The following is a 23425-nucleotide window of genomic DNA, read 5'->3' on the forward strand; positions in this document are numbered from 1 at the left end:
TTTTACAGAGCGCCATGTCCGGCGCGGGTATCGGCTCATTCAACTGCTGTTGGCAGTTACCAGTGTTGGCCGATAGGTCTTAGGGTGGGCATGGAAACCGCAGGCGCTTGTTTTGAGCGTTGCCTGGGTCAGGCCCCAGCAGAAGTGCTGATGTTGCGGCAACTGGAGGCTGCAACGGGTGTGATTGTCGCACAAAGCGTGCGGGGCGCTGAAAGCACCCCATCCCTACAGATGCTCAAGGATGGGGCCGAGGCTCAGTTAAAGCCAGCGATGGCCTTGACTTCGAGGTATTCCTCCAAACCAAAGCGTCCCCATTCACGGCCGTTGCCCGACTGCTTGTAGCCGCCAAAGGGCGCTGTGCGCTCGTTGGGCACACCGTTGAGGTTGATGTTGCCCGCACGCAAGCGACGGGCCACAGCGCGCACACGATCTTTGTCGCCGCCAGACACATAACCGGCCAGGCCATAAGGCGTGTCGTTGGCCATGCGAATGGCGTCTTCGTCATCGTCGTAACCGATGATGACCAGCACCGGGCCGAAGACTTCTTCGCGTGCGATCGTCATGTCGTTGCGCACGTTGCCAAATATGGTGGGGCGCACCAGATAGCCTGCGCTGAAGCCCTCGGGGCGTCCGGGGCCGCCGGCCACCAGCGTGGCGCCTTCCTCGATGCCCTTGGCGATCAGGCCCTGGATCTTGTGCCATTGGGTGTCGTTGACCACCGGGCCCATCTGCGTATCATCTGCGCGCGGGTCACCGGCCTTGGTCTTATCGGCGACGGCCTTGGCAATGGCCATCACCTCGTCCATGCGCGACTGCGGCACCAGCATGCGGGTGGGCGCATTGCATGACTGACCCGAGTTCAAAAACACATGGGCCACGCCGCCGCTCACGGCTTTTTGGAAGTCCGCATCGTCCAGGATGATGTTGGGCGACTTGCCACCCAGCTCTTGGCTCACGCGCTTGACGGTGGGGGCCGAGCGCTGCGCCACGTCGATGCCTGCGCGGGTCGAGCCGGTGAAGGACATCATGTCGATGCCCGGGTGCTCGCTCATGACCGCGCCCACATCGGGGCCCAGGCCGTTGATCAGGTTGAACACACCGGCGGGTACACCAGCTTCGTGCAGGATTTCGGCAAAAATCAGCGCGCAGCTGGGGGTGTACTCTGATGGCTTGAGCACCATGGTGCAGCCTGCGGCCAAAGCCGGGGCCACCTTGCAGGCGATCTGGTTCAGCGGCCAGTTCCAGGGCGTGATCATGCCCACCACGCCGATGGGCTCGCGCACCACCTCGGCGTTGCCAATGGTTTCTTCAAAGTCGTAGTCCTTGAGCACGCCCAGGGTGGCCACGATGTGCCCCAGACCCGCGCCGACTTGCATCTTTTCGGCAAACGCCAAAGGCGCGCCCATCTCGTCGGATACGGCTGCGCCCAGGTCTTTGGCGCGGGTTTTGTAGACCTCGATGATGCGGGTCAACAGCGCGATGCGTTCTTCGCGGGTGGTCTGGCTGAAGGTCTCAAACGCACGCCGTGCGGCGGCCACGGCCTTGTTCACGTCCTCGGCATTGCCCAGGGCAATGTCGTACAGGGCTTGTTCGGTGGCGGGGTTGATCACGGTGCGGGTTTTGGCCTGTGAGGGCTCAACCCATGCGCCGTCGATGTAGAACTTCTGATGTTGGACCATGGTGTGCTTTGTAGAGAGGGGTTGAAACGACCTTCTTTTTACAGGGCAAAGCCGGGCCTGTCTGTACACCTTGGCGACAAGCATGGGTTAAAACCCCAGTGTCCTTGCGCGTCAGTGGGCCATAAACTGGTTCCAATCCATTTCATCAAGGCCAGTCCATGAACACATCTTCCGTGCGCCGATCCGCTCTCCAGTTGAGCATGCTGACTTTGGCACTGGCCATGACCGGCACAGTCTGGGCGCAGGCGGCCAAATGGCCATCGAAGCCGGTCAAGATCGTGGTGGCCTTTCCGCCCGGTGGCCTGACCGATGCTTATGCCCGCAATTTCGGTGAATACCTGTCCACCAAGCTGGGCGTGCCCGTGGTCATCGAAAACAAACCCGGAGCCGGAGCCATCATCGGCATCGACGCGGTGGCCAAAGCGCCTGCCGACGGCTACACCCTGAGCATGAGCACCTCGGGCACCTATTGGCAAAACCGCATTCTCTACAGCAAGCTGCCCTACAACCTTGACAAGGACCTCACACCCGTGACCGTGTTCCCGTCTGGCCCGCTGGTGGTGGGCATCCACGACAAGATCCCGGCCAAAAACATGGCCGAGTTTGTGGCCTGGGCGAAAAAGAACCCTGCTTCCATGGGCACCTACGCGCCGGGCTCTTACCCGCACATGGTGGCCGACCAGACCAACCGCCAGCACGGCACGCAGATCCAGTCGGTGCACTACAAGGGCGAGGCGGCGATGTGGCTCGACGTGGCCTCTGGCCAGTCGCAAATTGCCGTGGGCAGTTTTCAGGCCTTTAATGCCATGGCCAGCCGGGGCGTGCGCGCCATCGGCGTGACAGGCAGTTACCGCTCGCCCAAGTTGCCCGATGTGCCGACGCTGTCCGAGCAAGGCAACACCGAAAAGCTGGTGACGCTCGAAGGCGGCTTGCCGCTGGTGGCCCCTGCAGGCACGCCCGAACACATCCTCAAACGCCTGGCCGACGAGGCGGTGGCCTGGTCCAACACCGACAAGGCCGCCAAGCTGCGCGAAACCTTCGCCATCCCCAACAAACCCAAAAACCTGGCCGACACTCGCAAGGACTGGGAGACAGAAGTGCCCGTGTGGATCAAGTTGGCGGTGGACTTGGGGATCAAGCTCGACTGAGCCTGCTCCTTATTGCCCGAAAATTTTTCTCATCAAGCCCCGATTTTCTGAACGATGTCGGGGCTTTTTGCTGTCGTGTGCCGCCTATGGATTCGGCCCCATGAAGTTTTGATTGCTCAAAGATGTTGTAGGTCGGCGGTCGAAGACCCCGACACGGGCCTGTGCTGAAACCAAGCATGTCGGACTCTGCGAGTACCGACCTACGAGATGACATGTCTCACACATTTCAAACTTCAGCGTGCCGGATCAATAGAATGCAGACGTAATTAAATAAAAAGTACTTTCAACTTCACGGAATGACCCCCGAAGCCCTAGCCCGCGTCCAGATCGACCAACTCTTGCAAGCCGCAGGCTGGCACGTTTGCAACATCGACCAAGTCAATCTGCACGCTGCAGTGGGCGTGGCCATTCGCGAGTTTCCACTCAACCCCGGCCACGGCTTTGCCGACTACCTGCTGTATGTGAACGGCAAAGCCTGCGGCGTGATCGAAGCCAAAAAAGAAGGTACCACCCTCAAAGGGGTGGAGGCTCAGTCCGAGCGCTATGCCCAGGGCCTGCCCGCCGCCTTGCCCGCCTGGCGCAGGCCGCTGCCGTTTTTGTTTGAATCCACCGGGGTGGAGACCCAATTCACCAATGGGCTGGACCCACAGCCCCGCTCGCGCCGGGTGTTTGCGTTCTTCAGGCCCGAGTTGCTGGCGCAGTGGTTGCAAATGTTGCCTCCCGCAGCAGGCCCGCTGGCAGCCAACGATGCGCCGTCCACCTTTTTGGCCCGCATGCGCGACATGCCCCAACTCATCACCCAATGGGGGCAGGGCGGTGCCCACTACCAGCTGTGGCCCGCGCAAATTTTGGCGGTGCACAACTTGGAGCAAAGCCTGGCCGCCAACAAACCCAAAGCTCTGATCCAAATGGCCACGGGCAGCGGCAAGACGTTTACCGCCATCAGCTTCATCTACCGGCTGATCAAGTTTGGTGGTGCGCGGCGCGTGCTGTTTTTGGTGGACCGGGCCAACCTGGCCCGCCAGACCAAAAAAGAATTTGATCAATACGCATCGCCCTACAATAGTTACAAGTTTGGCGAAGAGTTCATCGTGCAGCACCTGCAGGGCAACCAGGTGGACACCAGCGCCCGCGTGGTCATCTGCACCATCCAGCGCATGTTCAGCCTACTCAAAGGCAAAGAGCTGCCGCCCGAGGCCGACGAAGAAAGCGCCGAGGGCGCTGAGAACCTGTTCAAAGACCCCGAGCCCATTGGCTACAACCCGGCCTTTCCCATTGAGCTGTTTGACATCGTGGTCACCGACGAAGCGCACCGCAGCATCTACAACCTGTGGCGGCAAGTGCTGGAGTATTACGACTCGTATCTGGTGGGCCTGACCGCCACGCCCAACAAACAAACCTTTGGCTTCTTCAACCAAAACCTGGTCATGGAATACGGCCACACCCAAGCCGTGGCCGATGGGGTGAACGTCAACTACGACGTGTACCGCATTCAAACCGAAGTGACCGAAAAAGGAGCCAAGGTCGAAAAAGGCTTTTGGCTGGAAACCGTGGACAAAGCCACCCGGCGCAAAAGCGCTTGGCAGCTCGACGAAGACTTTGAATACGACCCCGCCGAGCTGGACCGCAGCGTGCAAACGCCGGACCAGATTCGCAAAGTCATCACCACCTTCCGCGACCGGCTGCACACCGACATCTTCCCCGGCCGCACCGAGGTGCCCAAGACGCTGATATTTGCCAAAGACGACAACCACGCCGAGAAGATCGTGGAAATCCTGCGCGAAGAATTTGGCAAGGGCAACGAGTTTGCGCAAAAGATCACCTACCGAACCACCGGCACCAAGCCCGAAGACTTGATCAGCGCGTTTCGCAACAGCTACTTTCCGCGTGTGGCCGTCACGGTGGACATGATCGCCACCGGCACCGACATCAAGCCTGTGGAGATTGTGGTGTTCATGCGAAGTGTGAAAAGCCGCACCTTCTTTGAGCAGATGAAAGGCCGTGGCGTGCGCGTGTGCAACCCGGCCGACCTGCAAGCCGTGACGCCCGACGCCAAGGTGAAAGACCACTTTGTGATCGTGGACGCCGTGGGCGTGTGCGAGCGCGATAAAACCGACAGCCGCCCCATGGACACCAAGAAAACCGTGCCCTTGGACAAACTGCTGCAAGCCGTGAGCCTGGGCAACGTGGAAGACGAAGTGCTGAGCAGCGTGGCCGCCCGCCTGGCCCGGCTGGACAAAGACCTGAGCCCCGCCGACCACGCCAAAGTGCTGGAGGTAAGCGGCAAAAGCCTGCGCGACATGGCCAGCGGCATTGTGCAGGCGCTGAACGTGGATGACGACACTTCGCCCTTTGAGGCCGAGGCTAAAAAGGTGGAAGCCGCCAAACCCTTTGCCAACCCCGAGCTGCGCTCCCTGATATTGCAGCTGCGCCAAAAGGCCGACCAAGTGGTGGACATCGTCACACAAGACACGCTGCTGCACGCGGGCTTCAGCGAAGCCGCCAGCGAACGCGCCAAAGGCCTGGTGCAAAGCTTTGAGCAATTCATTGCCCAGCACAAAGACGAAATTACCGCGCTGCAAATTTTGTACAACCGCCCCAGCCGAGCCCCGCTGACCTACCGCGACATCAAAGCCCTGGCCGACGCGCTGCACGCACCGCCGTACCTGATAGATGAAAGCCAGCTGTGGCAAGCCTACGCCGCGCTGAACAAAACCAAAGTGAAGGGCGCTAGACAACGCCGCCTGCTGACCGACCTGGTCAGCCTGGTGCGCTTTGCCATGCAGCAAGACAACGAACTGGTGCCATACCCCGAGCGCGTGCAAAGCAACTACAACGCGTGGCTGGCCCAACAACAAGCGGCCAAAGGTCAAACCTTCAACGCCGAACAACTGCACTGGCTAGAAATGATCCGAGACCACATCGCCGCCAACCTGGGCATAGAGCCCGACGACTTTGAAACGGCCCCCTTCTTGGGTAAGGGCGGCCTGGGCAAAGTGCACCAGTTGTTTGGTGCGGAGCTGATGCAGGTGATTGAAGAGATGAATCGGGAGTTGGTGGCGTGATGAGACAAGCCCGACTGAGGGACGTTGTCGCCTCGATGAAGAACGGCATCTACAAGCCTGCATCATCATATGCAGATGACGGAATGCCCTGCCTTCGCATGTACAACATCGAGGCGGGCTCTATCGTTTGGCGTGACATCAAGCGCATGAAAGTCACACCTGCTGAGCAAGTGGACTACGGCTTGCTGGAGGGCGATTTGCTTGTGAATCGAGTAAATAGTCGCGAGCTGGTAGGCAAGGCCGCAGTTATCCCCGCCGGAATGGAGCCCAGCCTATTTGAGAGCAAGAACATCCGTCTTCGGCTAGACGTAGCAAAGGCAATTCCCAAGTTCATCAACTACCAATTATTCGCGCGAGGAAGTCGGCACTTTGCCAGTAACGCACAGCAGGTGGTGGGCATGGCGTCAATCAGTCAGGGACAGTTGGCTGACTTCCCCATTGTTCTGACGGACTTAGATGAACAGCGCCGCATCGTCGCTGAAATCGAAAAACAGTTCTCCCGTCTCGACGAAGCCGTCGCCAACCTCCAGCGCGTCAAAGCCAACATCAAACGCTACAAAGCCTCCGTCCTCAAAGCCGCCGTCGAAGGCCGCCTGGTCGAAACCGAAGCCAGTATCGCCCAACGCGAAGGCCGCAGCTACGAAATAGGCGAGCAGCTTTTGCAACGGGTTCTTGAGGAGCGGCGGACGAAGTGGGTAGGTAAGGGAAAGTACAAAGAGCCGGAAGCACCTGCACTTGAGGGTCTCAACACTCTGCCAGAAGGGTGGACATATGCCACCGCAGAACAAATGTGTGAGCAAATCGCAAGTGGGTCTACACCTTCGTCTGATGCAATGTTTTCGGGCACAGGTGAAGTTCCGTTTCTCAAGGTTTACAACCTGACCTTCGACGGTTCGCTGGACTTCACTGTGAAGCCCACTTTTGTGAGCAATGCCACGCATCAAGGACCGCTTGCGAGGTCTCGTTCTATCCCCGGCGATGTGCTCATGAATATCGTTGGGCCCCCTCTTGGCAAGGTTTCGATTGTTTCCTCCATTTTTCCTGAATGGAATATCAATCAGGCGATAGTCACGTTTAGAACCTCACCCGGACTTGTAAACAAGATGCTGGCGCACTGGTTGTTGGCTCAACCAGTTTTGTCACGCTTAGAGCGCACAGCCAAAGCAACTGCAGGCCAGCACAATTTGCAGGTTTCGACCTGCCGAAAGCTACCGATACCGGTGCCACCAATAGCGGAACAAGTCCGAATCGTCGCCGAAGTTGACCGCCACCTGTCTATCGCTCGAGAAGTCGAGGCTGAAGTCTATGCAAACCTCCAGCGCGCACGGGGACTTAGACAGTCAACACTTATAAAGCTATTCCAATAATGAAAAAGTTAAATTCTCGGCAGAAAGCCGCATGCGCTCGACGCGCTAAGCATGCGATGCGTGCTCGTGTCAAGGCTGGAGCAACGCGGCGCTTTACTCGATCCAAGAAAGAGCGATCACTTGCTTTGCAAAGCGCTGCACGCTCAATTCAAGTTCCTGTTCATCTGAGGTACTACGCAGATAAACAGCAAAGAAAAGAATTTGGGGGATTTTTGGAGCAGGTGGAAAAGAGTTTGGCACTTGGCAGAAAAGTGTTTTTGAATTTTTGCGACACCAAGCGACTGTTCCCTTGTGGTGTTTTGATTTTTATGGGCATAGTGGACGATTGGATACAGCGCTTCCCGAACCGGTTGTCTGCAAATTACCCATCAGACGACTTGGTAGAGCAAATGCTTCAGCATGTTGGGGTGTTGCAAAAACTCGGTCTTTCCCCACGCAAGAAAATCTCGCATGATGATGTGACGCGATGGCATTACTTTACGGGTATGAACGTTGACGCTACGCCAATTGAGCCTTTCATGGAACAGGTCCGTATGATCGTTGGTGAAGCAGCTCAAATGGGGCTTGCTGATTGTGTCAACGAAGCAATGACAAACGTTCGTCATCATGCTTACGACAGCAGTGGCGGTGGTCGGTGGTGGATATTTGCCACTATTTCAGACAGGCGTGTTTTTGTCGCCATGCATGACCGAGGTTCGTCAATACCCGCCACGCTCCTTGCTAAACCAGATATTTGGGACTATCTGACGGGGCGTGTTTGGCGGCAGGGACGAGCGGATGGCAAGCTTATTTCTGCGGCTGCCGAAGGGCGGACCAGCACAAGGTTGCCCTACAGGGGTAAAGGCTTGCCTGAAATGCTACAGTTCACAAAGTTGTCTGAAAACGGCGAATTGGCGATTTACAGCCGCCGAGGCTTCTTCAGGTTCAGCGGACGCGAAAAAATTGAAAGTGTTGGCAGGCTAACCAAGCCAATCACAGGAACTCTAATAGTATGGATGCTCAACTTGTCAGGAACAACGCCATGACAGTCGTTCTTAATATCGCAAAACAGTTTTCTCGAAGCCCTGCTGGGCGGTACAGGGCAGACGGGCCTTTTTCGGGTGAAGCATTCCGGGAAGACCTTTTGCTGCCGGCGCTGAATCAGTCAGAAGCAGTTGAGGTGCAACTTGATGGTGCACTTGGTTTTGGCTCGTCTTTTCTTGAAGAGGCATTTGGTGGGTTGGTTCGCGAGGCCGGATTGAAGGCCGATGCGTTGCACGCAAAGCTTCGTATCTCTTCAAAACTTAAAACCTACGAACAGCGAGTCTGGCGCTACGTTGACGATGCAAGGCCAAAGAGCTGATCAAAATTTATGCCCAGTACAGTTAACGCCGATGTGCTATTTCTTGGATTGACGGCCAAGGATCTTTTGATTGCTGGCGGTTGGTTTTTCACAATCATTGGTTGGCTCGTATCGAATGCTCAAGCGAACAGCAGAGAGAGACGTAAAGAGGTACGGGCGGAAATTGATGCATGTATAAAACTTCAGGCCGACTTGGTGCTCAAGTCTCGAACTTACTTCGGTTCTCCGGAATCTGATCAGCTTTCTAAGCCAAGGGCTGCTGAAATTCGGTTTGAGTTGCAGCGACTTATTACTCGTGTTGAGAGGCTCGAGGGAAAGTATCCCCAATTCGATGTGACTGGTGCATGTGGTGAACTAATGGATGCAATTAGTGGTGATCCATTTGAGTCGGTAGATCGAGAAGCACTTCCTGCGGATTCTGATTTGCTGCTAAAGATCGAATCTGATACGCATGTTCTTATTGACCAGCTTGAAGATGGTTTTGTTCACGCGTTTGGATAACTTTTGTCGCCGCAGTTGTTGCAAGGCGGCGTGAGCGAGTGCCGCAACAAAAGCCTGCAGCTGATGTTTCAGCTCATGGGCGGTGGCGATAAGGCGGGCTCGGGTATGGACAAGATTCGGGCGGGCTGGCGTGCGCAGCATTGGCGCTCTCCCCGGCTGGAAGAGTCTTTGCAGCCCGACCGTGTGAAGCTGGTGCTGCCTATGGTGAGCCTGATTCCGCAAGAGGTGGATCAAGCACTGCGCCTGCGTTTTGGCGACCGGTTTGCTAAGCTGGACAAAACAGCGGTGCAGGCGGTGGTGACCGCCCAAGTAGAGGGCAGCGTGACCAATGCCCGCATGCAGGAAATCACTGGTGAGCATTCCAAAGACATCACGGGCGTGCTGCAAACCCTGGTGCGTGATGGCCTGCTGACGCAGCAAAACCAGCGTCGCTGGGCCAGTTACCGCGTGGCGGGGGACTCCCCCCAATCGGGCGAGGACTCCCGTCATTTGAGCGAGGACTCCCGTCATTTGGACGAGGACTCCCGTCATTTGAGCCCCGAACTCCTGTCATTGGCAGAGCCGGCACGACTCAAAGCCAAGTTGCCAACGGCGGAAATGAAGACTTTGGTTCTGAAACTGTGTGACGGCCGGTGGCTGAGCACCCGTGACATAGCTGATTTGTTAGGCCGTGACCCAGAAAACCTGCAAAGACGAATCCTGACGGGCTTGGTCAAGCAGGGCTTGCTCGAGTTGCGCTATCCAGGCGTGCCAAATCGGCCGGATCAGGCGTATCGCTCTGCAGGTCAGTAATCTGCGATGGCATACAGTGCCCCGAATGCAATGGAGAAAATCAATGGCACACAAACCCCTCTTTCATGAACTGATTGCAGCCCACAAAGACCTTGCTGAAGAACTCAAGACCGTGGATGTGGCAGCTGATTTGACCTTGCTGCTTCATCACGCAGGCATGTCGCGTGAAGACTTGGCAAGCAATCTTGGCTGGAGCACAGACCGCTTATCGCAGGTCTTGTCTGGAAACGAGAACATCACATTACAAACCATTGCCGCTGTAGCTGGCTCCCTGGGCCACACATTTGATGTGGTGTTTCGTAAGAAGGATGCGCCATCAATACTCAGCTTCAGTGACGAAGTCCGTACCAAATTGGCCGAACTTGGCATCACAGAAACTGACGCGGCCGCCGCAGTCGATTGGTCGAGAACGCAAGCGCCAACCACCTGAGTCCATTCGGTATTCGCGAATAGCGAATGAACTTTTTAAATTTCTGATTCCCCCGAATGAACACCACCACCCACACCCTCGTCCAGAAGCTCTGGAACTATTGCAGCGTGCTGCGCGACGATGGCATGAGCTATGGCGACTATGTGGAGCAGCTGACCTATTTGCTGTTCCTCAAGATGGCCGACGAGCGCAGCCAGCCGCCTTACAACCAGACCAGCATCGTGCCCGCCGCCTACGCTTGGCCCACGCTGCTGGTGCGCGATGGTGACGATTTGTTTGACCATTACCGCCACGCGCTCGAAAAGCTCGGCCAAGAAAAGGGCACGCTGGGCCTGATCTTTGCCAAGGCGCAAAACAAGTTTCAAGACCCGGCCAAGCTGCGCCGTGTCATCGTGGACCTGATCGACGCCGAGACCTGGACGGTGCTGGGTGCCGATGTGAAGGGCGACGCCTACGAGGGCTTGCTGGAAAAGAACGCCCAAGACACCAAGAGCGGGGCGGGGCAATATTTCACGCCGCGTGCGCTGATCGCGGCCATGGTCGAGTGCATCGACCCCAAGCCCGCCGAGCGCGTGTGCGACCCGGCCTGCGGCACGGGCGGCTTTTTGTTCAGCGCCCACCAGCATGTGGTGGACCACCACCCCAACCTGACCAAAGACGAGAAAAAGCACCTGAAAGAAAGCGCCTTTGTGGGCTTTGAGCTGGTGCAGGCCACCGCCCGCGTGTGCGCCATGAACATGCTGCTGCACGGCATTGGCTCTGAAAAGTCGGTGCCGGTGCGCGTGGGCGATGCGCTGGGCGCTGACCCTGGTGAACGCTTTGAGGTGGTGCTGGCCAACCCGCCGTTTGGCAAGAAAAGCAGTACCGTGATCGTGGGCGAAGACGGCCGCACCAGCACCGAAAAAGACACCATCGAGCGCGACGACTTTTGGGCGACCACCAGCAACAAGCAGCTGAACTTTGTGCAGCACATCAAAACGCTGCTGGCCATTCATGGCCGTGCGGCGGTGGTGTTGCCTGACAACGTGTTGTTTGAAGGCGGTGCGGGTGAGACCATTCGCAAAAAGCTGCTGCACGAGTGCGATTTGCACACGCTGCTGCGCTTGCCCACGGGGCTGTTTTATGCACAGGGCGTCAAGGCGAACGTGCTGTTTTTTGACAAAAAGCCCGCGTCTGAAACGCCGTGGACGAAGAAGCTCTGGATTTACGACCTGCGCACCAACAAGCATTTCACGCTCAAGACCAACCCGCTGCGCCGGGCTGACTTGGACGAGTTTGTGGACTTGTACAAGGTGGGCAAGCGCCACGAACGGACCGAGACTTGGAGCGCTGAAAACCCCGATGGCCGTTGGCGTGCGTATGGTTATGACGAGCTGATCGCCCGCGACAAGACCAGCCTGGACATCTTCTGGCTCAAAGACGAGAGCCTGGCCGACAGCGACAACCTGCCCGCCCCGGCGGTGATTGCCCAGGAAATCGTGGAAGACCTGCAAGCCGCGCTGGAGCAGTTCAAGCTGATTGCGGGTGATTTGGGGGCCGATGTGCCCGAAGTCGCGGTTTAATCGTGGCCATGAACAAAACCGACCAAATGAGTTTTTTCGGCTTTGAAGCCGGGGGCGTGGATAAGCCCAAGAAAACTTCGATGAAGACGACCAAGCCCCGCCTGGCCCAGCCTGCTGCATTGGCCGCGTCGGCCTTGCCTGCCGCCTTGGCGGCCACGGCGCAGCCACCAGTTTTGCCCCAGGCCGAGGGGTCCAGTGCCGACCCCGAAGCCATGGCCCAGGCCCTGGCGCAGCACCCCGACTTTCGGGTGCTGCGCCGTTTGGTGCCGTGCGCCGACTATGGCGGCTTGCAGGGCCAGGCCACGCAGCGGGTGATCGTGCTGGACACTGAAACCACCGGGTTGGACAGCAAAAACGAAAAAATCATCGAGCTGGCCATGTTGTCGGTGCAGGTGGATGTGGCTACGGGGTTGCCGGTGGGGCCCGTCACCATTTATGAGTCGTTTGAAGACCCGGGCAAGCCGATTCCACCGGCCATTCAGGACATCACGGGCATTGACGACACCATGGTGCAGGGACAGCGCATCGACGATGCGGCGGTGACAGCGTTGGTGGAGCAGGCCGATCTGATCGTGGCGCACAACGCCGGGTTTGACCGGCCTTTTGTCGAAGCCAGGCTCCCGGTGTTTGCCCGCAAGGCCTGGAATTGCTCCTTCATGGGCATTGACTGGAAAAAAGAGGGCAGCGGTTCGGCCAAGCTGGAGTTTTTGGCGTCTGAGCGCGGCTGGTTTTACGACGCGCACCGGGCGCAGGTCGATTGCCACGCCTTGCTGCAGGTGCTGGCTTCGCCCCTGGGGGATGGTTTGACCGGTTTGTCACGCCTCTTGGCGGGTGCCGGGCAGATCCGCTACAAGCTGCGTGCCACGGGTGCCCCGTTTGAGGCCAAGGACAAACTCAAGGCACGCGGCTACCGCTGGGACGGCGAAGGCCGGGTCTGGTGGTGCAGTCTGGGTTCGGACGAATTGCTGGACGCCGAGTGCACTTGGCTGCGGGCCGAGGTCTATGGCCAGCGCAGCGCCCGGGTGCAACTGGAAGCCATGGACAGCCTGGTGCAGTTTTCCAGCCGGGCCGGGCGCATCACCGAACGCGCCTTGTGAGGCCTGTGCCAGCGCCCCGCAAGCCTTGGTGATACCGGCAACCGTGTCTGTCTGGGATAATGCCAGGTTGCACAGACACCACACGCCCCCATCTACCGGCTTGAGGTCTTGAGCTGGCACCCACGGGGTGTTCAGTCTCTGCCAATTTTTATTCAGGGTTTTCAAATGGCTCAATACGTTTTTTCCATGAACCGGGTCGGCAAGATCGTGCCGCCCAAGCGTCAGATCCTCAAAGACATTTCGCTGTCCTTCTTCCCGGGCGCCAAGATCGGCGTGCTGGGCACCAACGGATCGGGCAAGTCCACTTTGCTCAAGATCATGGCCGGCATCGACAAGGAGATCGAAGGCGAAGCCATCCCCATGTCGGGCCTGAAGATCGGGTACTTGCCGCAAGAGCCCCAGCTTGACCCCACCGAAACCGTGCGCCAGTCGGTGGAAAACGGCATGGGCGAGATAAAGGCCGCGCAAGCACGCCTCGAAGAGGTGTATGCCGCCTACGCCGAAGAAGACGCCGACTTTGACGCCCTGGCCGCGGAGCAGGCCAAGCTTGAAGCGATCATTGCCACCGCAGGCGACGCCTCTGACCACCAACTCGAAATCGCCGCCGACGCGCTGCGCCTGCCCCCATGGGACGCCGTGATCGGCAACCTGTCGGGTGGTGAAAAGCGCCGCGTGGCGCTGTGCCGCTTGCTGCTGTCGCGCCCCGACATGCTGCTGCTTGACGAACCCACCAACCACTTGGACGCTGAAAGCGTGGACTGGCTGGAGCAGTTCCTGTCGCGCTTTTCGGGCACCGTGGTGGCCATCACCCACGACCGTTACTTCCTGGACAACGCTGCCGAGTGGATTTTGGAACTCGACCGCGGTCACGGCATCCCCTACAAGGGCAACTACTCCACCTGGCTGGAACAAAAAGAAGCCCGCTTGGAGCAGGAGCAGCGCACCGAAGACGCCCGCACCAAGGCCATGAAGAAGGAACTGGAGTGGGCCCGCGCCAACCCCAAGGGCCGTCAAGCCAAGAGCAAGGCCCGTTTGGCCCGTTTTGAAGAACTGAGCGACTATGAATACCAGCAGCGCAACGAAACCCAGGAAATTTTCATCCCTGTGGCCGAGCGTCTGGGCAACGAAGTATTCGAGTTCAACAACGTCAGCAAGTCCTTTGGCGACCGCATGCTGATCGACAACCTGAGCTTCAAAGTGCCTGCGGGCGCCATCGTCGGCATCATCGGCCCCAACGGCGCCGGTAAGTCGACCCTGTTCAAGCTGATTTCGGGCCGCGAGCAGCCCGACAGCGGTGAAGTCAAGATCGGTCAGACCGTGAAGATGGCCTTTGTGGACCAGAACCGCGACGACCTGGACAACAACAAGACCGTCTGGGAAGACGTCTCGGGCGGCCTGGACATCATCAACGTCGGCAAGTTCCAGATGGCCAGCCGTGCGTATTGCGGCCGCTTCAACTTCAACGGTGGCGACCAGCAAAAGAAGGTCGGCATGCTGTCTGGCGGTGAGCGCGGCCGTTTGCACCTGGCCAAGACCTTGATCGAAGGCGGCAACGTGTTGCTGCTGGACGAACCTTCGAACGACCTGGACGTTGAAACCTTGCGTGCCCTGGAAGACGCGCTGCTGGAATTCGCAGGCTCGGTGATGGTCATCAGCCACGACCGCTGGTTCCTGGACCGCATTGCGACGCACATTCTGGCTGCCGAAGGCGACAGCCAGTGGGTGTTCTTTGATGGCAACTACCAGGAATACGAAGCCGACAAGAAAAAGCGTCTGGGCGAAGAGGGCGCCAAGCCCAAGCGCGTGCGCTTCAAGGCTTTGAAGTAATCCGCTGCTTTGCACCAACAACAACGGGCCCTTCGGGGCCCGTTGTTGTTGGTAGTCTTTTGTAGGTCGGCAGCTTCAGCTCCGACATTTCAGGCCCAGGCGCAGACCCATGTCGGGGCTGAAGCCGCCGACCTACGAATACCGCTCCCCTCGTAGGTCGGCACCTTCAGGTCCGACATGGTTCGCTCCGGCACAGGCCCCATGTCGGGGTCTTTGACCGCCGACCTACGAATACCGTTCCCTCGTAGGTCGGCACCTTCAGGTCCGACATGGTTCGCTCCGGCACAGGCCCCATGTCGGGGCTGAAGCCACCGACCTAACAATGTTTCTCCCGTAGGTCGGCGGCTTCAGCCCCGACATGACAGGCTCAGGCGCTGGCCTTTGTCGGCCCTGTGACAGCCGACAACGACATCTCGCGGGTCAGCCGCTTCAGCGCCAACATGCGTGGTTTCAGCACAGCCCTCTTGTCGGGGCTGAAGACACCGACCTACGAATTGGACAGCCGGGTCTTGGCCTTCTCGGCCCACATCTGCAGGCTGTCGAACAAATCTTTCTGGCTAAACGAGCAGCTTTCTTCACTGAAGAGGGCGCTGGCTTCGATTCGGTCGAGCAGATTGCCCAGCACGTCGCCAAATTTCTCAGGCAACGGCAGCCGGGCGCCATCGCTGCGCCACTGACGGATCATCTCGTTTTGTGGCAAACCGCCTTGTTGGCAAGCGGCCAGCGCCTCGGTCATGCGGTTCAGGGTGTCCAGGGCGGTATTCATCGGCTAAGGTCTCCTGCAAAGTCAGGTGGCATATTCGGCTGGGATTCGAGGCGACAATCATGCCCCATGAAAGCCAAATCCCTCAAACCCATGCGCCTGGAGGACATTTTGTTCAGCCAAGGCTTTGGCACGCGACGTGTCTGTGCTGGTCTTGTGCAGCAAGGCTATGTGCAAGTCAACGGTGAAACCATCACCGATTCGGGTGAATTTTTTGAACTCGAAGACCTGCATTTCAACGTGCAAGGCACCGACTGGCCGTTCAAAGAGCACGCCTATGTGCTGCTCAACAAGCCTGCAGGCACCGAGTGTTCGCAAAAGCCGTCGACCTGGCCGAGCATCTACACCTTGTTGCCCGCCCCGTTGCGCCAGCGTCCGCAAAAGGCTGCCGTGCAGGGCGTGCAGGCGGTGGGGCGGCTGGACCAGGACACCACGGGTTTGCTGCTGTTGACCGACGACGGCAAGTTCATCCACAAGATGAGTTCGCCCAAGCACCATGTGCCCAAGGTGTACGAGGTCACCACCAAGCACCCAATCACGCCCGAGATGGTGAACAAGCTCTTGTCCGGCGTGGTGCTGGACGACGACCCTAAGCCCGTCAAAGCCGCTGCCTGCGAGGCGGTGGGCGATCTGCACCTGAAGCTGACCTTGACCGAGGGCAAATACCACCAGGTCAAGCGCATGCTGGCCGCAGTGGGCAACCGCGTGGAGGGCCTGCACCGCTCGCAAATCGGAGGCCTGGTCTTGAACGATCTGGCGCCGGGGCAATGGCGCTGGTTGACGGACGAAGACCTGGCCTTGCTCAAGGCCTGAGCCCAAGTCGGGGTCTTTGGCGAAAGCACGCAACGTCGGACTCTGCGAGTACCGACCTACGGGGCCGTGTTGTAGGTCGGTGGTCGAAGACTCCGACGGATGCTGGCGAGGCTGTAACGCCCAAAAAAAAGCAGCAGCTCACACAGGCATGTCGGACTCTTCGAGTACCGACCTACGGGGCCGTGTTGTAGGTCGGTGGTCGAAGACTCCGACGGATGCTTGCGAGGCTGTAGCGCCCAAAAAAACGCAGCAGCTCACACAGGCATGTCGGACTTTTCGAGTACTGACCTACGGGGCCGTGTTGTAGGTCGGTGGTCGAAGACTCCGACGGATGCTTGCGAGGCTGTAGCGCCCAAAAAAACGCAGCAGCTCACACAGGCATGTCGGACTCTTCGAGTACCGACCTACGGGGCCGTGTTGTAGGTCGGTGGTCGAAGACTCCGACGGATGCTTGCGAGGCTGTAGCGCCCAAAAAAAAGCAGCAGCTCACACAGGCATGTCGGACTCTGCGAGTACCGACCTAATGAATGCCTTTTACTTTTAGGTCGGTGGCTTGTGATTCAACAAACGCCTGCACCGCTTGCGCGACGGCTTCGGGCTGGTCGCGGTGGGGCGAGTGGCCGCAATCGGGCAGTTTGAGCAGCTGCGCATGCGGCACGGCGCGGGCGATGTCGTCGATTTGGGCCATGGTGCCGTAGGGGTCGGTTTCGCCTTGAATCGCCAGCAAGGGCGCGCTGATGCCCTGCAACTCTGGGCGGATGTCAAACGAGCGGAAAGCATCGCTCAGCCACACATCGTTCCACTGCCAGAAGGCGCAGTCCACATCGGCATGAAATGGGGTCAAGCGCGGGCGCAGCGGGCCGTTTTCGTAGGCCTCACGCGCCGTGGTGATGGCCTGCACCGAGATGTCTTCGACCATCACATGCGGCGCCATGACGATGCAGCCCGCCACCGGATGCTGGCTGGCATGAATCAAGGCAATCGTGCCGCCGTCTGAATGACCCAGGAGCAGGGGCCGCTGAATGTTCAGTGCCTGAAGCAGCGCGGGCAACACCTCCAGCGCTTCGTGGTGCATGTAGTCGGGCTGCAGTCGCCCGTGGCGCTGACCATTAACCCTACGCGAGGTGCCGCGCACATCGGGCGTAGCGCTGGATTGGCCATAACCTTGGCGCGAATACACCAACCCCGGGCAGCCCAATCGCGCGCACATTTGTTGCGGCCAGTCGCGCCACAAGGCGACGCTGCCCAGCCCTTCGTGCAAAAAAACCAGGGTGGGCAAATGGGTGGAGTTCGGTGCGGTCATGCGCTGAAACTCCAGGTCCATCTCCAATACAGTGATTTTTTCTGTGTTTTTGATCTGCATCTGCATTCCTCAAGTCCGCCCGATTACACTTGAAAGTGATTTTGAAAGCGTTTTTGTGATTTCTTTGTCCCGTAAGTTTAGATTTCTGGGTTTTATCGCCCTGGTTTTTCAGTTCAATGTGGTGGTCGCGGCCACCCAGGCTCCGGTTTTTGTCCTCAATTCACTCGACGGCAACGTCAGTGTGATCGATCCCCAGACCTGGACAGAGCAAAAGCGCATCCCCACAGGCAAAGAGCCGCACCACCTGTACCTCACCCCTGACGAAAAATCGGTGATCGTGGCCAATGCCTTGGGCGACTCGCTGACCTTCATTGACCCGCGCACGGCACAGATCCAACGTGTGGTCACCGGCATTCTGGACCCCTATCACCTGCGCTTTTCGCCCGACATGAAGTGGTTCGTCACGGCCGCCAACCGCTTGAACCACGTTGACATTTACCGCTGGGATGGCCACAAACCCACCCTGGCCAAGCGGATCTCGACCGGTAAAACGCCCAGCCATTTGTGGCTCGACAGCAAAAGCGCCACGGTTTGGGCATCGATTCAGGACAGCGACGAACTGATCTCGATTGATTTGGCGACACAGACCCTCAAGTCCCGCATTGCTACCGGCCCCATGCCTGCTGACGTGTTTGGCACCCCGGATGACAAAACCTTGTTGGTGGGCATCACCGGTGGCACGGGCGTGGAGGTGTATGACATCTCGGGCGCTCAGCCGCGACTGATCAAAATGCTGCCCACAGGCAAGGGCGCCCACGCTTTTCGCGCGCTGGGCGACAAGCGCCATGTGTTTGTGAGCAACCGCGTGGCCAATACCATCAGCCAGATCGACTACACCAGCATGCAAGTGGTGGCCGAGTTTCCAGCGCCCTCGGGCCCTGACTGCATGGAGGTGTCGGCCGATGGTCGATTCATCCTGGTCGCTTCACGTTGGGCACGCAAGCTCACGGTGATTGATATTGCTGCCCGCAAAGTGGTGCGCCAAGTGCCCGTGGGCAAATCGCCCCATGGTGTGTGGACGCTGGACCATGCGCCAAGGAACTGACAAGGTCATTCGCGCCTTGATCGCAGGCCTGGCCAGCGCTGTGCCCGCCCTGGCCTTGGCAGCCACCTGCACCCAACCCGTTTACCTCACTTTTGACACCGGCCACATGGGCGTGGCGCCTTTGATTGCCGAGGTGTTGCAGCGCCAGCAAGTTCAGGTCACCTTCTTTGCCGCTCAAGAAAAAACCCGGGAGGGGGATGGCACTTTGGGCCAGCATTGGGCGCCCTGGTGGCGAGCCCGCGCTGCCGAAGGCCATGCTTTTGCCTCTCACACTTGGGATCACGCTTATTGGCGCGCCGACCTGAGCGCAGGCCAATTCCGCATTCGCCCTTCTTCGGGCACGCAGGCGGGCCAAGACCTGGTGTGGTCGGCCAAGGACTATTGCGACAACTTGCGGCACGCAGCCACTCGTTTGCAGCAGATCACAGGTCAGACCCCATTGCCCCTATTCCGGGCGCCCGGCGGCAAAACGTCACCGCGTTTGCTGGCGGCGGCCAAACAATGCGGTTTTGCGCATGTGGGCTGGGCAGATGCGGGCTTTCTGGGCGATGAGTTGCCCAGCGGCGCTTACTCTAATGCCCAGTTGCTCAAAAAAGCCCTCGCCAACATCCGCGCCGGGGACATCTTGATGGCCCACCTGGGCATCTGGTCGCGCCAGGACCCCTGGGCACCCGCCGTGCTGGAGCCGCTGATCGTGGGCCTGAAGGCGCGCGGCCTGTGCTTTGCCACGCTGCGTGAACACCCCCAATTTCGCGACTGGATTCTTCAACAGCCCTTGAAACTCTCGGCGCAGACCGACGCGCAAAGGTGACGCATGGACGCGCTGATCGACATTTTTTCTGATTTGCAGCAGCTGTTTTTTGAAGAATTGCTGCAGCCCCTGACGCTGGCCTTGGGGCAAGACAACTTGCTGGAAAAAGCCTACGAAGGCAGTGGCTGGGTGGTGGCCGGTGTGCTTCAAATTTTGGTCATGGTCACCGTGTTTGGCCCCATGCAGCGCCTGTGGCCCGCCGAGCCCGTGCAGGACACGCGCACCGTGCGGGTGGACATGCTTTACACCCTGATCCACCGCTTGGGCCTGTTCAAGCTGGCCATGTTTTTCACCCTCGATGCGCTGTTCGAGCAAGGCCTGGGCGTGCTGCGCGTCATGGGCCTGCCCACTTGGCATCTGGACCAACTGTGGCCAAGCGTCACCGACGGCGCTGTGCTCAGCTTTGTGCTGTACCTGGTGGTGTTGGACTTTGTGCATTACTGGATTCACCGGGCGCAACACCAATCGCACACCTGGTGGGCGCTGCACTCGCTGCACCACGCGCAGCGGCAAATGACCATGTGGAGCGACAACCGCAACCACCTGATTGACGACATCGTGACCAGCTTGATGTTGTCGGCGGTGGCGGTGCTGATCGGTGTGGGGCCGGGCCAGTTTGTGGCCCTGGTGGCCATCAGTCAGTTGAGCGAAAACTTCCAACACGCCAATGTGCGCATTTGGTTTGGCCGCCTCGCTGAGCGCCTGTGGGTCAGCCCGCGCTTTCACCGCAGGCACCACAGCATCGGCATCGGCCACGAAAGCCAGAGCCAAGGCCGGGTGGTTTTGGGCGGCTGCAACTTCGGCGTGCTCCTGCCCTGGTGGGACATGCTCTTTGGCACCGCCGACTTCCAGCTGCGCTACGACCCCACAGGCGTGCGCGACCAGGTAGAGCAAGGCCGCGACTACGGACGTGGATTTTGGGCGCAGCAGTGGCGGGGGGTGCTGCGCTTGATGGGCAGGGCTTGAGGTATCGTCTCTCCCGTTCAAACTTTTTCTTGGATCACTGCCATGTTGAAAACGATGAATGACCACGGCGACTCGGGAGATGCTTTGGTGGATAAAGCAGCCCTGTCCAACGCGTTGCCAAAAAGCTCAGCGGAGTCCGTAATTGCCGCCAGGCTGTCGCATCAGTGGCCTCGTGATTGCTTGGAATTGGCCGGTCAGTTTCCCGATTTTCCTTTGTCTAAAGAGAACCTTGTTACGCAGCTTGCTGAGGTGCCGCGCACTCTGTGAGTTCTTCCGAAGGACGGCGTTGTTGCTTCTGAACTGGCACAAAGAAGTTTGATCCGCAGAGCCTGTTGATCCGTCCCTGTGCATTATTGAATGGGCAAAAGGTTTTTTGTCCCATGTCGGTGCTGAAGCCACCGACATACGAATACCGCTTCCCCGTACGTAGGTCGGTAGCTTCAGCTCCGACGTTTTTCGCTTCGGTGCAGGCCCATGTCGGGGCTGAAGCCACCGACCTACAAAGACCATCTCTCGTAGGTCGGCAGCTTCAGCTCCGACGTTGCTCGATTTAGCGAAGGCCCATGTCGGGGCTGAAGCCATCGACATGCGGGGGACTTGGCGCAACTCTTTCAGGATTCATCGTGCCGGATCAATAACGCGGCGCATTTTGTCGCAGTGGTGCGAACAATGGACTTCCTCAAAACAAGGAGGTTCACATGGCCAAACGCAAAACTCTGGATATCGGTGCACTGATCGGCAGCGAGGGCAGCCCGCTTGCAGCGTCATCGTTGCCCCCCATCGTCAAACTCTGGTCTTTCCGGATTTTGGTCGAGCTGGGGCATGTACAGAGCCTGCTGGCGCGGGGCTCGTACCGGCAAGAAGACCTGCTGCGTCAACTGGGCTTGGGGCAGCCCTTGTCGCAGGAAGATGACGCACTGCGCGACCGTGGCGTGGTCAAAGCCATGCTGCTGGCGCACCGCTTGGCTGAACAAGAGGCGGGCGAGGTGCCGCCCATCTTGGTGCGCAATGTGCAGCGCATTGCCGAGCTGGTGGGGCTCAACGCGGTGGAATGCCGCATCCTGGAGTTTGTGCTGGTGATGCGTTACGACGCCACCCTCAATGACCTGTGCGAAACCATCTCCAAAATCCGCTTGCCAGAGATCATCAAGTGTCTGGCTACCGTTTTGCAGCTTGCGCCTGAGGACGTGCGTTTGGCGCTGCACCGTCAATCGGCTTTGGCCCGCTCGGGGCTGATGACGCTCGACACCACCCACTCCACCAGCTTCAACGAAAAATTCGACCTGCTCTGCGCCAGATCGGTGGAGCAACTGTTTGAGTCCGACATCGAGCCCGTGGACTGGATCAAGGACCGCGTTCATGCCACCACGGCGGGCCACCTGCAATGGGCCGATTACGAGCACGTCAAAACCCCTGTGGGGCTGCTGCGGGCTTATCTGCACCACGCGGTGGCGCAGGCGTGCAAAGGCGTCAACATCCTGGTCTATGGCCCGCCCGGCACGGGCAAAACCCAGCTGGCCAAACTGCTGGCCAGCGACATGGGGTGCGAGCTGTTTGAAATCGCCACCGAAGACGGCGACGGCGACCCCATCACGGGCAACAGCCGCGTCAAGGCCCATTGCGCGGCCAACAGCTTTTTCGGGCAGCGCCGGGCTGTGATCCTTTTTGATGAAACCGAGGACGTGTTCCCCAGCACTTCGGGGTGGTTGTCGTTTTCAGGCGGCGACGAACGCCAGCAAAACCTGCGCCACAAAGGCTGGATGAACCGCGTGCTCGAAAACAACGCGCTGCCCACCATCTGGGTGAGCAACAACGTCTCGGGGCTGGACGCCGCCTATGTGCGCCGCTTTGACATGGTGCTGGAACTGCCCGTGCCGCCCAAGGCGCACCGCGAGCGCATCGTGGCCCAGGCCAGCGCGGGCATGCTGCCGGCGCAAAGCATCCAGCACCTGGCCGAGAGCGAGCACCTGAGCCCGGCGGTCATCTCGCGTGTGTGCCAAGTGGTGCAGGCCATTGCCGACCCCATGCAGCCCCACCGCGTGACCGAGGCGGTGGAGCTGCTGGTCAACAACACCCTGGAGGCGCAGGGCCACCCCAGCATCCCCAAGCAAGACCCTCACCGCCTGCCCGAGGTGTATGACCCCGCGCTGGTCAACACCGAGCTGGACCTGCAAGCCCTGGCCACGCAACTCAAAGAGGCCAAGGGTGGGCGGCTGTGCTTTTACGGCCCACCCGGCACAGGCAAGACCGCCTACGGCCGCTGGCTGGCGCAGCAGCTGGGTATGCCGCTGCACGTCAAGCGCGCATCCGACCTGCTGGGCATGTTTGTGGGCGAGAACGAAAAAAACATCGCCCGTGCCTTTGCCCAGGCCGAGGCAGAGAACGCCGTCTTGCTGATCGACGAGGTGGACAGCTTTTTGCAAGACCGTCAAGGCGCCCAACGCAGCTGGGAGGTCAGCTTGGTCAATGAAATGCTGACCCAGATGGAAGGCTTTGGAGGCGTGTTCATCGCATCGACCAACCTCATGACCCAACTGGACACGGCGGTGCTGCGGCGCTTTGACATGAAAGTGCATTTCGACTTTTTGCGGCCACAGCAGGCCGCGCAACTGCTGCTGCGCCACTGCCAACAGCAGGGCTTGGCCGAGCCGGGCGCGCCCGAACTGACGCAGCTGGCAGCCCTGAACAACCTGACCCCTGGCGACTTTGCCGCCGTGCAAAGGCAAAGCCGCTTGCGCCCGCTGCGCAGCGCCAGCGACTGGGTCAAAGCCTTGCAGGCCGAAAGCGCGATCAAGCCCGGGGCCAAAGGTGCGTCAATGGGTTTTTTGCACTGAATTTGTTTAAAGTTCCTAAA

General features: G+C 59.1%; 20 protein-coding genes. 17 read left to right on the plus strand and 3 right to left on the minus strand.

The window, feature by feature from the left end; genetic code table 11:
- Nucleotides 1–254 precede the first annotated feature (254 nt).
- A complete protein-coding gene (locus tag B9Z51_RS13135) occupies nucleotides 255–1679 on the minus strand; it encodes an aldehyde dehydrogenase family protein (RefSeq protein ID WP_108375438.1) in 1425 nt (474 codons plus the stop codon).
- Between the two features lie 158 nt (nucleotides 1680–1837).
- Between B9Z51_RS13135 and B9Z51_RS13140 the strand changes: the two genes are divergently transcribed.
- The 11 genes from B9Z51_RS13140 (at nucleotide 1838) to ettA (ending at nucleotide 14810) form a co-directional block, all read left to right on the plus strand.
- Nucleotides 1838–2827, plus strand: coding sequence for a tripartite tricarboxylate transporter substrate binding protein (locus B9Z51_RS13140; RefSeq protein ID WP_108375440.1), 990 nt, complete (start codon nucleotides 1838–1840; stop codon nucleotides 2825–2827).
- Nucleotides 2828–3123: 296 nt separating this feature from the next.
- On the plus strand, nucleotides 3124–5892 hold the full coding sequence (locus B9Z51_RS13145) for a type I restriction-modification enzyme R subunit C-terminal domain-containing protein (protein ID WP_108375442.1): 2769 nt from the start codon (nucleotides 3124–3126) through the stop codon (nucleotides 5890–5892).
- Between the two features lie 98 nt (nucleotides 5893–5990).
- Nucleotides 5991–7259 (plus strand): restriction endonuclease subunit S, encoded by a 1269-nt coding sequence (locus B9Z51_RS13150; RefSeq protein WP_233254960.1) that lies wholly within the window; start codon nucleotides 5991–5993, stop codon nucleotides 7257–7259.
- A gap of 56 nt (nucleotides 7260–7315) precedes the next feature.
- Nucleotides 7316–8284: an ATP-binding protein gene (locus B9Z51_RS13155; protein WP_146187767.1), complete on the plus strand. Its 969-nt coding sequence runs from the start codon at nucleotides 7316–7318 to the stop codon at nucleotides 8282–8284.
- Complete coding sequence (locus B9Z51_RS13160) at nucleotides 8281–8601, plus strand: STAS-like domain-containing protein (protein ID WP_108375448.1); 321 nt, start codon at nucleotides 8281–8283, stop codon at nucleotides 8599–8601. The genes B9Z51_RS13155 and B9Z51_RS13160 overlap by 4 nt, the downstream gene beginning before the upstream one ends.
- Before the next feature lie 9 nt (nucleotides 8602–8610).
- Complete coding sequence (locus B9Z51_RS13165) at nucleotides 8611–9102, plus strand: hypothetical protein (protein ID WP_108375451.1); 492 nt, start codon at nucleotides 8611–8613, stop codon at nucleotides 9100–9102.
- A 3-nt stretch (nucleotides 9103–9105) separates the two neighbouring features.
- A complete protein-coding gene (locus tag B9Z51_RS13170; protein ID WP_108375453.1) occupies nucleotides 9106–9894 on the plus strand; it encodes a hypothetical protein in 789 nt (262 codons plus the stop codon).
- A gap of 25 nt (nucleotides 9895–9919) precedes the next feature.
- Nucleotides 9920–10324, plus strand: a complete 405-nt coding sequence (locus B9Z51_RS13175; RefSeq protein ID WP_158272892.1) for a helix-turn-helix domain-containing protein — start codon at nucleotides 9920–9922, stop codon at nucleotides 10322–10324.
- A gap of 56 nt (nucleotides 10325–10380) precedes the next feature.
- Nucleotides 10381–11886: a class I SAM-dependent DNA methyltransferase gene (locus B9Z51_RS13180; protein WP_108375457.1), complete on the plus strand. Its 1506-nt coding sequence runs from the start codon at nucleotides 10381–10383 to the stop codon at nucleotides 11884–11886.
- An 8-nt stretch (nucleotides 11887–11894) separates the two neighbouring features.
- Nucleotides 11895–12983 (plus strand): 3'-5' exonuclease, encoded by a 1089-nt coding sequence (locus tag B9Z51_RS13185; RefSeq protein WP_233254961.1) that lies wholly within the window; start codon nucleotides 11895–11897, stop codon nucleotides 12981–12983.
- Between the two features lie 165 nt (nucleotides 12984–13148).
- The gene (gene ettA / locus B9Z51_RS13190; RefSeq protein ID WP_108375459.1) at nucleotides 13149–14810 is read left to right on the plus strand and encodes an energy-dependent translational throttle protein EttA; all 1662 of its coding nucleotides are present in this window, start codon (nucleotides 13149–13151) and stop codon (nucleotides 14808–14810) included.
- A 487-nt stretch (nucleotides 14811–15297) separates the two neighbouring features.
- Here ettA and B9Z51_RS13195 read toward each other — a convergent pair whose 3' ends face one another.
- Nucleotides 15298–15576, minus strand: coding sequence for a hypothetical protein (locus B9Z51_RS13195; protein WP_108375461.1), 279 nt, complete (start codon nucleotides 15574–15576; stop codon nucleotides 15298–15300).
- Nucleotides 15577–15666: 90 nt separating this feature from the next.
- Between B9Z51_RS13195 and B9Z51_RS13200 the strand changes: the two genes are divergently transcribed.
- Complete coding sequence (locus B9Z51_RS13200; RefSeq protein WP_108375996.1) at nucleotides 15667–16386, plus strand: pseudouridine synthase; 720 nt, start codon at nucleotides 15667–15669, stop codon at nucleotides 16384–16386.
- A gap of 520 nt (nucleotides 16387–16906) precedes the next feature.
- Here B9Z51_RS13200 and B9Z51_RS13205 read toward each other — a convergent pair.
- Nucleotides 16907–17749, minus strand: a complete 843-nt coding sequence (locus B9Z51_RS13205; RefSeq protein WP_108375997.1) for an alpha/beta fold hydrolase — start codon at nucleotides 17747–17749, stop codon at nucleotides 16907–16909.
- 85 nt (nucleotides 17750–17834) lie between these two features.
- On the opposite strand from B9Z51_RS13205, the gene B9Z51_RS13210 reads away from it, so the two are divergent.
- The 5 genes from B9Z51_RS13210 (at nucleotide 17835) to B9Z51_RS13230 (ending at nucleotide 23405) form a co-directional block, all read left to right on the plus strand.
- Nucleotides 17835–18794, plus strand: coding sequence for a YncE family protein (locus B9Z51_RS13210; protein ID WP_233254993.1), 960 nt, complete (start codon nucleotides 17835–17837; stop codon nucleotides 18792–18794).
- On the plus strand, nucleotides 18778–19605 hold the full coding sequence (locus B9Z51_RS13215) for a polysaccharide deacetylase family protein (RefSeq protein WP_108375463.1): 828 nt from the start codon (nucleotides 18778–18780) through the stop codon (nucleotides 19603–19605). Before B9Z51_RS13210 ends, B9Z51_RS13215 begins: the two co-directional genes overlap by 17 nt.
- A 3-nt stretch (nucleotides 19606–19608) precedes the next feature.
- Nucleotides 19609–20571 carry a sterol desaturase family protein gene (locus tag B9Z51_RS13220; protein WP_108375465.1) on the plus strand — a complete coding sequence of 321 codons (963 nt, stop codon included), beginning with the start codon at nucleotides 19609–19611 and terminating at the stop codon, nucleotides 20569–20571.
- A 42-nt stretch (nucleotides 20572–20613) separates the two neighbouring features.
- Nucleotides 20614–20838: a CopG family transcriptional regulator gene (locus tag B9Z51_RS13225; protein WP_108375467.1), complete on the plus strand. Its 225-nt coding sequence runs from the start codon at nucleotides 20614–20616 to the stop codon at nucleotides 20836–20838.
- A gap of 431 nt (nucleotides 20839–21269) precedes the next feature.
- Nucleotides 21270–23405, plus strand: coding sequence for an AAA family ATPase (locus B9Z51_RS13230; RefSeq protein WP_108375469.1), 2136 nt, complete (start codon nucleotides 21270–21272; stop codon nucleotides 23403–23405).
- Nucleotides 23406–23425 lie beyond the last annotated feature (20 nt).

The sequence above is a fragment of the Limnohabitans sp. T6-5 genome (genome assembly GCF_003063315.1).
In the GTDB taxonomy this organism is placed as follows: Bacteria; Pseudomonadota; Gammaproteobacteria; order Burkholderiales; family Burkholderiaceae_C; genus Limnohabitans_A.

Coding starts and splice junctions, on each gene's coding strand:
- B9Z51_RS13160 (WP_108375448.1), top strand. CDS start 8,281: ATGACAGTCGTTCTTAATATCGCAAAACAGTTTTCTCGAAGCCCTGCT.
- B9Z51_RS13205 (WP_108375997.1), bottom strand. CDS start 17,749: ATGCAGATCAAAAACACAGAAAAAATCACTGTATTGGAGATGGACCTG.
- B9Z51_RS13195 (WP_108375461.1), bottom strand. CDS start 15,576: ATGAATACCGCCCTGGACACCCTGAACCGCATGACCGAGGCGCTGGCC.
- B9Z51_RS13165 (WP_108375451.1), top strand. CDS start 8,611: ATGCCCAGTACAGTTAACGCCGATGTGCTATTTCTTGGATTGACGGCC.
- B9Z51_RS13135 (WP_108375438.1), bottom strand. CDS start 1,679: ATGGTCCAACATCAGAAGTTCTACATCGACGGCGCATGGGTTGAGCCC.
- B9Z51_RS13225 (WP_108375467.1), top strand. CDS start 20,614: ATGTTGAAAACGATGAATGACCACGGCGACTCGGGAGATGCTTTGGTG.
- B9Z51_RS13155 (WP_146187767.1), top strand. CDS start 7,316: ATGCGTGCTCGTGTCAAGGCTGGAGCAACGCGGCGCTTTACTCGATCC.
- B9Z51_RS13230 (WP_108375469.1), top strand. CDS start 21,270: ATGGCCAAACGCAAAACTCTGGATATCGGTGCACTGATCGGCAGCGAG.
- B9Z51_RS13180 (WP_108375457.1), top strand. CDS start 10,381: ATGAACACCACCACCCACACCCTCGTCCAGAAGCTCTGGAACTATTGC.
- B9Z51_RS13215 (WP_108375463.1), top strand. CDS start 18,778: ATGCGCCAAGGAACTGACAAGGTCATTCGCGCCTTGATCGCAGGCCTG.
- ettA (WP_108375459.1), top strand. CDS start 13,149: ATGGCTCAATACGTTTTTTCCATGAACCGGGTCGGCAAGATCGTGCCG.
- B9Z51_RS13220 (WP_108375465.1), top strand. CDS start 19,609: ATGGACGCGCTGATCGACATTTTTTCTGATTTGCAGCAGCTGTTTTTT.
- B9Z51_RS13185 (WP_233254961.1), top strand. CDS start 11,895: ATGAACAAAACCGACCAAATGAGTTTTTTCGGCTTTGAAGCCGGGGGC.
- B9Z51_RS13140 (WP_108375440.1), top strand. CDS start 1,838: ATGAACACATCTTCCGTGCGCCGATCCGCTCTCCAGTTGAGCATGCTG.
- B9Z51_RS13145 (WP_108375442.1), top strand. CDS start 3,124: ATGACCCCCGAAGCCCTAGCCCGCGTCCAGATCGACCAACTCTTGCAA.
- B9Z51_RS13175 (WP_158272892.1), top strand. CDS start 9,920: ATGCAATGGAGAAAATCAATGGCACACAAACCCCTCTTTCATGAACTG.
- B9Z51_RS13150 (WP_233254960.1), top strand. CDS start 5,991: ATGTACAACATCGAGGCGGGCTCTATCGTTTGGCGTGACATCAAGCGC.
- B9Z51_RS13200 (WP_108375996.1), top strand. CDS start 15,667: ATGCGCCTGGAGGACATTTTGTTCAGCCAAGGCTTTGGCACGCGACGT.